The 11325-nt window shown below is 70.7% G+C and carries 8 protein-coding genes; all 8 read right to left on the minus strand.

Going from position 1 to position 11325, the window contains the following annotated elements; all coding sequences use genetic code 11:
- Window positions 1-159 precede the first annotated feature (159 nt).
- Window positions 160-2583, minus strand: a complete 2424-nt coding sequence (locus CF68_RS22505; RefSeq protein WP_035823073.1) for a CHASE2 domain-containing protein — start codon at window positions 2581-2583, stop codon at window positions 160-162.
- Complete coding sequence (locus tag CF68_RS22510) at window positions 2558-4249, minus strand: FecR domain-containing protein (protein WP_035823077.1); 1692 nt, start codon at window positions 4247-4249, stop codon at window positions 2558-2560. Before CF68_RS22510 ends, CF68_RS22505 begins: the two co-directional genes overlap by 26 nt.
- Entirely contained in the window at window positions 4242-4970 is a 729-nt protein-coding gene (locus CF68_RS22515; RefSeq protein ID WP_035823083.1) for a response regulator transcription factor, read from the minus strand. Before CF68_RS22515 ends, CF68_RS22510 begins: the two co-directional genes overlap by 8 nt.
- A 310-nt stretch (window positions 4971-5280) precedes the next feature.
- Window positions 5281-6651: an exopolysaccharide Pel transporter PelG gene (pelG, locus tag CF68_RS22520; protein WP_035823085.1), complete on the minus strand. Its 1371-nt coding sequence runs from the start codon at window positions 6649-6651 to the stop codon at window positions 5281-5283.
- Window positions 6652-6653: 2 nt separating this feature from the next.
- Window positions 6654-8252 (minus strand): GT4 family glycosyltransferase PelF, encoded by a 1599-nt coding sequence (gene pelF, locus CF68_RS22525; protein WP_035823087.1) that lies wholly within the window; start codon window positions 8250-8252, stop codon window positions 6654-6656.
- Window positions 8249-9235 (minus strand): lipopolysaccharide assembly protein LapB, encoded by a 987-nt coding sequence (locus CF68_RS22530; RefSeq protein ID WP_035823089.1) that lies wholly within the window; start codon window positions 9233-9235, stop codon window positions 8249-8251. Before CF68_RS22530 ends, pelF begins: the two co-directional genes overlap by 4 nt.
- Window positions 9228-10667 (minus strand): PelD GGDEF domain-containing protein, encoded by a 1440-nt coding sequence (locus CF68_RS22535; RefSeq protein ID WP_035823093.1) that lies wholly within the window; start codon window positions 10665-10667, stop codon window positions 9228-9230. The genes CF68_RS22530 and CF68_RS22535 overlap by 8 nt, the downstream gene beginning before the upstream one ends.
- 66 nt (window positions 10668-10733) lie before the next feature.
- Complete coding sequence (locus CF68_RS22540) at window positions 10734-11300, minus strand: transporter (protein WP_035823297.1); 567 nt, start codon at window positions 11298-11300, stop codon at window positions 10734-10736.
- Between the last annotated feature and the right edge of the window lie 25 nt (window positions 11301-11325).

The raw sequence follows: 11325 nt of genomic DNA on the forward strand, positions 1-11325 counted from the left end.
CCGCCCACGCCAGTTACGGCCATTGGGGGAGCTGGCGTGGGCGCGAAGACCACCGGATGCGGCTCCAGCGGCAAGCCGATGCTACGCAAATCCCCCTGTGACGACTGCCAACAATTGTGTCGGCAGCCGTAACGTGGCTTGCGGCCGTTGGCGTGCCGCTCAGGCCACAGGCAATTCGATACGGAACACCGCCCCCGCCCCAGCCGCGCTGCGCACGCTGGCCTTGCCACCATGCCGCTCGGCCACGGCCCGCACCAGCACCAGCCCCAGACCCGCGCCTTCCGGCGCGCCCTGCTGCCCCTCATGCAAGCGCGCGAACGGTTCGAACAATCGTGCCTGGTCGGCCTCGGCAATTCCCGGCCCATGGTCCTGCACGGCAACGACAAAGCTGCCCGGCTCACACGTGAGCGAGACCGTCACGGTCCCCCCTTGCGGGCTGAACTTGATCGCATTGCTGACCAGGTTGGCGATGGCGCGCGCCAGCAGCGTCGGTTCGCCCTGCAGCACCGTGGGCTCGTCAGGCAGGTCGATCTGCAGCGTCACGTCGCGGGCATTGGCCAGCGCCCAGAGCTGGTCCGTCGCATCCAGCACCAGGCCACCCAATTCCACTTCCATGAACGCCAGGGTCTTAGACTCCGCGCGCGCGACGTTGATGAAGTCGTCGGCCAGCGTCATCGTGCGGCGTGCATGGGCGGCGATGCGTGCCAGCACGCCGCTGTCCGTGGCGACGTCGCCGGCTGCTGCCCCATCGCGCCGCGCGCGGCGCTCATGCAGCTCGATCAAGGCCAGGATCGATGCCTGCGGCGAGCGCATGTCGTGCGACAGGAAGCGCAGCATCTGCTCGCGCTGGCGCTCGGCAATGCGGATCGCAGTGATGTCGATCACGCTGACGATCAAGCCGGCCACGGCGCCGGCCTCGGCGTGCAGCGGCGCGCCATGCAGCAGGTAGCGGCGGTCGCCGCGCCCGGCCACCTCGATGCCGCCGTCGGGGATCGGAGCCGGGGCGATGCGGGCGCCGGCGTGGCGGTCATGCAGCGACTGCCAGTACGCCAGGGCCGGCGCCGGCGCGGGAAAGATTGCCTCGATCAGCGCGCGGATGGCCGGCCGCGGCGGCCCGGCCTCGCCCGGCGCGCGCGCAGGCTCGCCGTCCAGCACCGCGGGCGCCAGCGCCACGCAGCGCCGGTTAGCCAGCATCACGCCGCCATCCAGGTCGCAGATCGCGGTGGCATCGGGCAGGCTTTCCAGGCCATCGGACAGGAAGCGGCGCGTGCCGCGCAGCTGCGCGCTCATGCCGTAGACGGCGCGCATGCGGCTGTCGAGCGTGGCGCCGGTATGGCGCGGCGCGGCAATCAGGCCGGGTTCGCGCTCCAGCCGCGCCAGTTCGTCGGTAAGGAAGCGCAGGGCCGCCTCCTGGCGCAGCCAGCTCCACAGCGGGTAGAACAGCACGCAGCCCAGCGCCGCGGCGGCGGGTGCAAACCACAGCCGCGCCAGCGCCAGCAGCAACAGCGAGCCGCCCAGCAGGGCGGCCAGCAGCAGCCCGGTGGCCACCAGCGCGCCGCGCGGCGGCAGGCGCAGCGCGGCCAGTGCGGCCAGCAGCACCGCCAGCAGCGTGCCGCCGACCTGCCAGGCGCGCGGCACCGCCACGATGGCATCGCCGTCGGTCAGTGCCTGCACGGTATTGGCCAGGATCTCCACCCCGCTCATGCCGCGGCCATCGCGCGACACCGGCGTCGGCAGCACGTCGCCCATGCCGGTGGCGAGCGCGCCGATCAGCACGGCCTTGCCGGCAAAGATGGCGGGGTTGGCGCGGCCGTCCAGCACGTCGCGCGCCGACACGCGGGCAAAGGTGCCGGGCGGGCCGGCATACGGAATGCGCAGGCGGCCGCTGCGCTCCCAGCCGTTGGCTTCGGTGATCCGGGCCGGCTCCTGGCGCGCGATGCCGGGCGGCTCGCCGGCGCGCCCGAACGCCGCCATCACCGCGGCCAGGTGCGGCACGCCCGCGGCGGCCACCGGATGGGGTCCCTCGCTCAGATAGACCTGGCGCGCTACGCCATCGGTATCGACCACCATGTTGATATGGCCCACCGCTGCGCCCAGCCCCGCCAGCGGGTAGCGCACCAGCATGCCGGCGGGGCCGGATTCGGCCACCACCGGCAGCACCACGTTGCCGGCCTGGGCCAGGCTGCGGGCCAGCACGGCGTCGTCTTGCGGATAGCGGGTGTCGCGCTCGGACAGGATCACGTCCACGCCGATCACGCGCGGCCGGCCGGCGGCGATGCGCTCGACCAGCTGCGCCAGCACCGCGCGGCGCCACGGCCAGCGGCCGATGGCGGTGATGCTGGCGTCATCGATGCCGACGATGACGATGTCGTCGCGGGCCGGATGGTGCTGGGCGCTGATGGCGATGTCGTAGGCGGCCAGGTCGGCGCGCTCGGCCCAGCCCTGGCGCGCGGCCAGCACCACCAGGGCCAGCACGGCAGCAAGCAGCAGGCACCATTCGATCAGCGTGCGCTGCCCGAACGCGTGCCCTGGCGCGGCCGGTGCCGGGCCTGGCGCGTCAGTTGAGCCGGATGCGGCCACCACCGTCCGGCCGGTCGCCCGACCCGATCGCACCGCCCTGCGAGTCGCGCAGGAGGGCATTGACTTCAATGCGCTGCGGCGCGGAGAACGCCGCCGGGTCCGGCGTCACCCCCGGCGCCGCACGTGCCACGCGGATGAAATAGACGCCGGGCGCGGGGCGCGGCAGGTCAATGGTGTTGGTGGTGGTGTGCTCGTCGGCCAGCAGCGTGGCAAAGCCGGCATCGGCCGACACCTGGACCCGGTAGCCCGCGCCGGCGCCGCTGCCCTCGGGCCAGCCGACATGCAGCGCGCCGCCGTCGTCCTGCAGGGTCGGCACGGGCGGCTTGGGCTCGACGCTGAACGGCACCGCGTCCGACCATGGGCCCGGCCGGTCCGCCGCATCGACGCTGCGCACGCGCCACCACCAGCGGCCCGGCACCAGCGCTTGCGTGGCGGCGGGCTCGGATGCCGCCTGCACCGCGGCATCCCGCGTAAAGGCCGGATCGGCGGCCAGCGCCAGTTCGTAGCGCGCCGCGCTCGGCACGGTGGCCCATTCGAAGGCGACGGCGTCGGCATAGCGCACCGCATCGGCGGCAGGCTGCTGCGTGAACGGCGCCGGCGGGTTCAGCCGCACCGACACCGGTGCCTGGGCGTCATGGCCGGTCAGCTGGTGCTTGTCGATGGCGCTGACGCTCAGGTACAGCGTGCCCTCGGGCAGCCCGTCTACACGGGCGGTCGTGGCATTGGCGCCACTGGCGGTGCCGGGCCCGGCCAGTTCGCTCAGCGCCGCATCGCGCGCCACCAGCACGCGGTAAGCGGTGGCGCCCGGCACCGGCTGCCAGGCGGCCTCGAAGGACGGGCCCAGCACGGTATCTGCCGGGGGCAGCAGGGCCGGCGCCGGCAGCAGCGCCACCGGCTGCGACAGCTTGCCGCCGGCCGACACGCCGATGCCATAGCCGGCACCGACCGAAGCCGCTGCGGTCATGGCGCGGTCCGATGCCGGCCGGGCGCGGGCGCCCCGCGCCGCACTGACGCCGACGCGCCCTTCCAGCACCTCGCTGCGGCTGCCTACCGTGTCGGCCGAAACCCGGTAGCGGGTGCCGCGCACGCCCGTCACCATCATCGGCGTATGCAGCTCGAAGCGGCCGACGCCGCCGCCCTGCGGCGCCACGCGTGTATCGGCGGCGCCCTTGTCGATGCGGATCACGGTGTCGGTCAGGCCGCTGCGCGCGAACGTGCGCAGCCGGCTCACCGAGACCGTGGTGGCGGGAGGCAGGATGACGCGGGTGCGGTCCGGCAGCTCCAGCGTGACCGAGCCGCCCGCGGGGGTCTCGATGCGCGCGGCTTCGTCCAGCGTCATGCCGGCCTGCACCGGCCGGCCATTGGCGCGGACCTCGCCGGCGACATAGACCACGCGCGCCGAGGCGGCCTGTCCGGGAATCTGGCTGAGCGGGATGCGCAGGCGCGAGCCGGGCACCAGCCGGTACGGATCGGCCACGCGGTTCAGGCGCTGCAGCGTGCGCCAACCTTCCTCGGACGCCATGTAGCGCGAGGCCAGGCCGATCAGCGTATCGCCCGGCTCCACCAGGTAGATAAAATCGGCGCCTTCCGCGCCCGCGGGCCCGGCGTGCGCCGGAACCGCCACGCCGGCCAGCAGGGCCAGCACGACACCACCCATCACCTTACGCATCCGCCCCGGCCTCATCCGCCTCCACATCTGCCGCGGAAACCTCTTCAAAGCGATAGCCGTGCGAATACACGGAGGTCAGCCGCACGCCGTTCTCGGGGCGCAGCGCAAGCTTCAGGCGCAGCCGCGAGATATGCGTATCCAGCGTGCGCGAGCCCGCCCCCATGGCGCGGCCCCAGACGGCCTGCTCCATCACCTCGCGCGCCAGCAGGCGCCCGGTATTGCGGAACAGGAACAGGGCCAGCTCATATTCGCGCGGGGACAGCAGCGCCGGCTCGCCGCCGACGGTGATGGTGCGCGCGTGGGTATCGACGGTGTAGTTGCCGCGCCGGATCAGCTCCACTTCCTGCGCCGCCTCGGGGTAGGCGCGGCGCAGCAGCGAGCGCACGCGGGCGATCAGCTCGCCGGCGCGGATGGGCTTGAGCATGTAGTCGTCGGCGCCCACCGTGAGGCCGTCGACGATGTCGGATTCGGCGGTGCGGCTGGTGACGAACAGGATCGGCGGCATATTGCCGGACTTCTGCCGCACCCAGCTGACCAGCTCATAGCCGCTGGTGCCCGGCAACTGCCAGTCGACCAGCAACAGGTCATAGGCGCGCTCGCGCAGCGCGCGCAGAAAGTCCGCGCCGTTGGCGAAGGACTCGCACTCGAAGCCGGCTTCGCTCAATATCTGCCGGATCAGTTCGGCCTGATCCGGATCATCCTCCACGGAGGCAATACGCATACCTCTACATCCTTCTGCCAGCTTCCGACTGCAACTGCGGTCTCTGCCACGGCATGTCGACGGCTCGGCCGGCAAGTCATTCCTCATATTCACCCCCAGGGGGGCGCGGCCGTCGATCTGATCCGACGGGCCAGGCCGAAGCCCGCCGGCTGCCGCCATGTTACCCAATCGCGGGCCCTTTCGTCGAGATGCCCCGACGAGGGGTGGCCGCAGCAACTGCGCCGATCCCTCCGCGATCGTCTTTCGATCTGCATCATCCTTGCCGCCATCGCGCTGCCCGGGGAGCCGGGCGGCGCGGCCCCGGCCGGGCCTATTGCAGCATGTAGGTCTCGTACTCCAGCCGGTCCAGCTTGCGGTCCAGCAGGTACAGCGCCAGCGCCACCACCACCAGCAGCGACACCGCAAAGCCGTAGCCGTACCAGGCCGGCCCCAGGTGCAGCGTCAGCAGCGTCAGCGCGAAGTTCAGCACCACGAAGGTCGCGGTCAGCAGCAGCACCTCGCGGCGGCGGTCCAGGTAGAAGTAGATGTTGAGCACCCCCAGCAGCACCACCTGCAGGCTGGCGCCGATCACGTCCACGTACAGCAGCGGCAGGTACAGCTCGGAAATACCCAGCAGCCGCAGCACCCACACGCCCACCGCGAACAGCAGCAGCGCGGCGATGGCCTGCACCTTGACGATCTCGTACAAACCCAGCCGGATGGTCTGGACCATGGTGTTGCGCATGTCCTCGATATGCTCGAGCGAGCTGCCGCCGCGCACCGCGTTGTAGAACGCGTCGTAGTACTCGACGAAATCGGTCTCGATGCGCACCAGGAACACCGCCATGCCAGGGATGATCGCCAGGTAGGCCAGGAACACCGGGATGTCGTAGATGATCGACGCATGCAGCGGCCCGATCACCTGCTGCCCGGTGGAGGGCGCGTACCAGAACATGAACTTGTCGATCCAGATGCCCAGGTTGTACAGCAGGCCGATCGCCACCAGGCTGGGGTAGGCATAGCGGCGCTCGAACACCTCGAACGACATGAACTGGCGGCTGGTGTAGTTGCGGTAGATCAGCGTCACCATGCCGGTCAGCAGGCACAGCTGGCCGGCGGCGAAACCGCCCAGCAGCCCTTCCAGCCCGTGGCCGCGCAGCGCCAGCGCGGCCCCGACCGAGATCGCGTAGCCCAGCAGGAAGGTCCACACGATGGCCTTGTACTGCTTCATGCTCGACAGGAAGATCGCGGCAATCCAGATATTGCTCAGCACCACGAATCCCGCCACCATCAGCAGCCGGTACAGCACCGACTGCTCGCCGAAGCTGAATACCGCGCACGCCACGCCGATGCCGCCCGCGAGCACCGTCGCCAGCAGCGCCACCGCGTGGTAGTTGCTCAGAATCAGGTGGTCGCGCTTCTCGAACAGCCGGTCCGAGGTGAAGCGCGTGAACGCCAGCTGCATCGGCCCGGTCAGGATCAGGCTGCCGGCGATCAGGTAGGTCACCGACACCTGGAACTGCGTGATCAGCGAGCCCGGCACCACGAAGGGCAGGCTCAGCATGCCGATCAGCAGGATGCCGACGATCGACAGGATCCACGGCCCGGAGCTGATGATGCCGGCATACGCGTAGGCGCTCAGCATGCCCGACAGGTTGTCCCGCCGCAGCATCTTGCGCAGCTCGAATCCAATGCCAGCCATGCTCAGGCTCCTCCGTGGACCGGGCAGCGCGCGGGGTTGCCGCCGCCCTGCCGCTCATGTCCGCCATGCCCGGCGCCGTCTGCCTGCGCCATCAGCCGTTGATACAGTTCGCGGTAGCTGCCCACCATGCGGTCCTGGGTGTAGTAGCGCTCCACGCGCGCCACGCCGGCGGCCTGCGCCGCCTGCCAGCGCGCCGGGTCCTGCAGCAGCCCGAGCGCCGCCGCGGCCAGTGCCGCGGGGTCGGCAATACGCACCACTTCGCCGGCCGAGCCCAGCGCGGCGTCCTCGCCGGGCAGGCCGAACAGCAGCTCGCGGCACGAGCCTACGTCGGTGGTCACGCACGGCACGCCGGCGGCAAAGCCTTCCAGCACCACCAGCGGCAGCGCCTCGCTGATCGAGCTCAGCACCAGCACGCCCACCTGCGGCAGCAGCGCGTCGATGCGCTGGAAGCCCAGGAACTTCACCTTCTGGCCCAGGCCCAGGCTTTCGGCCAGGCTGCGGCATTCGCGCGCGTAGTCGGGATCCTCGTCCTCCGGGCCGGCGATCCAGCCTTCGGCGTCGGGGTACTCGCGCACCACCGTCAGCATGGCGCGGATAAAGGTCTTGACGTCCTTGATCGGCACTACCCGGCCGATCAGGCACAGCACCGGCGGCACGCCCGGCTTGCGGCGGGCGCGCAGCGGCGCCAGGCGCGGCAGGTCGATGCCGTTGGGGATGCTGCGCGTGCGCGCCTCAGGCGCGCCGTCCTGCACCTGGCGGCGGCGGTTGCCCTCGTACAGCGCGACGATGTCGTCGCCGGCGTCGTAGCAGACCCGGCCGATGGTCTCGAAGAAGCGCACCCACAGTTCGCGGAAGTAGCTGATCTGGGAGATGTCGCGCTCGAACACATTGCGGTTGTCGCGGATCCACTGGCTCTGGAACAGGTCGATCTTGCGTTCCTTGGTGTAGATGCCGTGCTCCGACACCAGCAGCGGGCGCTGGTTGCGGTGGCGCAGCAGCGCCCCGAGAAAGCCCGCATAGCCGGTGGAAACCGTGTGGTAGACACGCGCCGGGATCAGGTTGTCGGCAATGCGCACCAGCTGCCACAGCGGCTTGTGCATGATGCGCACGGTCCAGAAATAGTCCGTGAACGACGGGTCCGTGCAGAAGCGCCGGTATTGCTCGGTGATGGTCTGCCAGGCGCGGCGGCTGTACAGGAAGGCGTCCTCGCCCAGCGCCCCGCCCTCGCGCAGCGCCGGCATCAGCTCGCGCATCATGGCGCCGGCCTCGGCCTCGCGGCCCGGGTCCCGCAGCAGCTCGTGCAGGCGGTCCGAGGCGTCGAACGCCTTGGCATCGCCGGTGCTGCCTTGTACCAGCGGCGGCGGCGGGAAGTCGTACAGGTAGTGCGTTTCCAGGTGCACCACGTTGGGCGGCAGCTGGTAGGCCATGTCGCCATAGTCCTCGCGCCGGCTGCCGATAAAGACGATGCCGAAGCGCAGGTCCGGGAACGCTCGAATCATCTGGTTGACCCAGCTCGACACCCCTCCGCTCACATATGGGAAGGTGCCTTCGAGCAGCAACATGACGTCGGCCGACGTCCCTTTTACCAGGATCTCGCTCATGATTGCCAGTACCGCAGCAGGGGCCGCACCAGCGGGAGCGGCGAGGGGCTGTCAAACGATGCCATCAGCTGGCGCACCGCGGCATAGTCGCGTTCCAGATAGGCGGCTTCGGCCAGGTGCGGCAGCACGCGTTCGCGCGCGAAGCCGAGGGATTCGGCGCGCTGCAGCCAGTCACGCGCTTCGCGCGGGGCATTGCGCGCCAGCGCCAGGCGTCCGCGCATGTACCACAGCGAGGCATTGCTGTCGTCGTACTCCAGCGCCGCGCTGGCGTAGCGCTCGACCTGGCTGGCGGTGTAGCGGTAGACGTCGCCCTGCACCAGGTTCTGGTAGATCAGTTCCCAGTACAGGTCGGCCAGCCGCTTGCTGATCTCGGCGCGCTCGCTGGCGCTGTTGGCGCTCTCCAGGCGCGGCAGTTCGGCCAGGATCTGCTGGGTCAGCTGCTTCTCGGCGCCGTCCAGCATGCCGTAGGCCAGCAGCCGCACGTCGTCGACGCTGTCGGCCAGCAGTTCGCGCAGCACCGGGCTGGCGGTGCGCGCCGGCATCGACTGCATCGCCACCAGCGCGGTCATGCGCTCGGGCAGGGGCGCGCGCGCATTGCCCAGCTGCGCACGCAGGCGCGCGCCGCCGCCGTGCGTGACGCGCGACATCAGGTGCGTGACGAACTCGGGCAAGCCCACGGTGCCGATGCCGCTGGTGTCCACGCGCCGCGGGAACAGCTTCGACAACAGGTAGCTGCCCAGGCACACCAGCGCGCCGCCCAGCGGCACGAAGAAGCAGAACAGCGCGAGAAAGCCATAGCTCCACCCGAACGGCACGCGAAAGCGCCGCGGCAGCAGGCGCCACAGCAGCAGCGCGGTCAGCGCGGCGGCCACCGCCTGCATGCCGAAGAAGGCCAGCAGCAGCGCGGTGCTGTTGCCGGCGCGCGCCAGCAGCGCCAGCGCGGCAATCTGGGCGGCGAGCCCGCTGGCGCCGAGCTTAAACATGGGGCGCTTCCCCGGCCGGCAGCGTGGCGGGCGCGATCGCGCCATCCACCTGGGCCCGGCGCAGCAGCTTGACCAACGCGTCTTCCGAGCCGGAGCCGGGCACCGCCAGCGTATAGACGCCGATGCCCGCACTGGTGAAGTCGGTGCCGAACTGCGCGCGCAGCATGTCTTCGATGCGCACCAGGTAGGCCGCCACCGCCTGCGCATCGGACAGCGGCATCAGCGTCAGCATGGCGCGGTGATGGGCGTTGACCACCGGCCACGCCACGTCCAGCGCGCGCCGGCTGCGCACCACCTGCTCGAACAGCGCATCGCGCTCCGGATCCGCGTCGAACACCAGCGCCACCACCGAGCTTTCGATGCCGGTCTCGCGCCGCAGCCGCGACAGCCGCGCATAGTCCAGCGCAAACGGGTACGGGCAGGCCAGCAGCGCCGCCTGGATGGCGCGGGTGGCGCCGGCGTGCTCCACGCCGTCGGCGTAGTAGCCCAGCAGCACCATCAGCATCTGCAGGTTCTCGTAGGTCAGCGACAGGAACGGCATGCGCTCGACCACCAGCAGGCCGATCAGGTGGTCGGAGCCGGCCAGCACCGGCGCCACCGCCACATAGCGCGTCTGCGCGCCATGCTGCAGGCCGTCGGCGCGCAGGTGCGCGAGCTGGCGCGTGTCCAGGCAGTGGCGCACCAGCGGGTCGGTGGTGTCGAGCGTGAATTCGGGGCCGACGCTGGCGACCGGGGCACCGTCCACGTGCTCGCCATCGCAGGCATAGAGCGCGGCTGCCTCAAGCTGGCAGGCCTGCGCCACCACCTGAAGCATCGGCTGCGCGCCGGCCAGCACCTGGCCGGTGCGAGCGGCCTCTTCCAGCGCCACGCTGCGCAGCTGCGACAGCGTGTCGCGCAGCGTGGTGGGCCGCGCCAGCAGGTCGTTCTCCAGCCGCGCATGCGAGATGCGCAGCAGATAGTGGTTCTTGGTCAGTGCCGCCAGGCGTTCGTCCAGGTAGCGGTTCACCGCGCGGGCACGCGCCAGGCGCGTGCCCCAGATATCGCCGAACTGCCCGGCCACCAGCACCAGCAGCAGCCCGCCGAGGAAGAACAGGCGCGGGAAGGGCCCTGCCATCACGCCGGTCTGCTGGTAGAAGTACCAGCCGCCCAGCAGCATCAGCACGCTGCCCACGCCGATCAGCGTGCCGTAGCGCAGCGCCAGGATCACCGGCAGCAGCCAGGCCCACGGAAAGCCCATGCCGAGCAGCAGCGGATTCTGCGGCAGCCCCAGCCACGCCAGCCCCATGGCCGCCAGCATGGCCACCACCAGTTCCACCACGGCCGCGCGCCCGCTGACCGCCGGCGCCAGCAGGCGCGCATAGCGCCCACCCAGGCCGATACCCTGTCCTTGCCGCGCGCGATATGTCTTGTCAGCCGTATTGGCCACGCTCATCCCCTTGCTTCAACCATTGCATCGCCGCATCGATGTGCAGCCTCTTCCTGATGGCTTGCCGCCGCCTCAGCCCTGCATCAGCGGCGCCAGCAGGCGGCGCAGCAGCTTCTGCGCGGTGCCCGACAGCGATGCGCGGCTCCAGCCGCTGTCGCTGCCGGTGGCCGACCACACCACTTGACCGCTGTTCACGTCCAGCAGCTGCAGCGAGATGCCGACCGCGGGCTCGCCGTCCACACCCACCTTGTAGCGCCATTCCTGCACCGCACCGGTCAGCGCGTAGCGGGCCTTCTCGGCACGCGCCCATTCCAGCGCCTTGCCCACGGCTTCGCGCTCGGCCGGCTCGAACAGCGTTTCCGGGTTCAGGCTGGCCGGATAACGCTTCAGGCTGGCCACGCCGCCGGTCTTCAGCAGGCTCTCGGCAATCGCCTCGGCGCGCAGGCCGGCCTGCGGCGTCTCGGTGTAGTTCACGATCGGCAGCACCGCGATGGTCTCGCCACGTGCCAGCGCCGGCGCGCGGCCGACATCCGTCACCGCGCAACCCGCCAGCCACAGTGCCGCGCCCAGCGCGCCGCACCATGCCGCCAGCCGCCTGGCCACCGTCTTGCCCGTCATTGCCGTGGTTTGCTTGTTCATCTTCATCCCCTTTTCCATGTCCTGT

Source organism: Cupriavidus sp. SK-4 (assembly GCF_000611125.1).
Lineage (GTDB): Bacteria > Pseudomonadota > Gammaproteobacteria > Burkholderiales > Burkholderiaceae > Cupriavidus > Cupriavidus necator.

Excerpts from the sequence above, each read along its gene's own strand:
- CF68_RS22510 (WP_035823077.1), bottom strand. The coding sequence starts at position 4,249 with ATGCGTAAGGTGATGGGTGGTGTCGTGCTGGCCCTGCTGGCCGGCGTG.
- pelG (WP_035823085.1), bottom strand. The coding sequence starts at position 6,651 with ATGGCTGGCATTGGATTCGAGCTGCGCAAGATGCTGCGGCGGGACAAC.
- pelF (WP_035823087.1), bottom strand. The coding sequence starts at position 8,252 with ATGAGCGAGATCCTGGTAAAAGGGACGTCGGCCGACGTCATGTTGCTG.
- CF68_RS22535 (WP_035823093.1), bottom strand. The coding sequence starts at position 10,667 with ATGAGCGTGGCCAATACGGCTGACAAGACATATCGCGCGCGGCAAGGA.
- CF68_RS22515 (WP_035823083.1), bottom strand. The coding sequence starts at position 4,970 with ATGCGTATTGCCTCCGTGGAGGATGATCCGGATCAGGCCGAACTGATC.
- CF68_RS22540 (WP_035823297.1), bottom strand. The coding sequence starts at position 11,300 with ATGAACAAGCAAACCACGGCAATGACGGGCAAGACGGTGGCCAGGCGG.
- CF68_RS22530 (WP_035823089.1), bottom strand. The coding sequence starts at position 9,235 with ATGTTTAAGCTCGGCGCCAGCGGGCTCGCCGCCCAGATTGCCGCGCTG.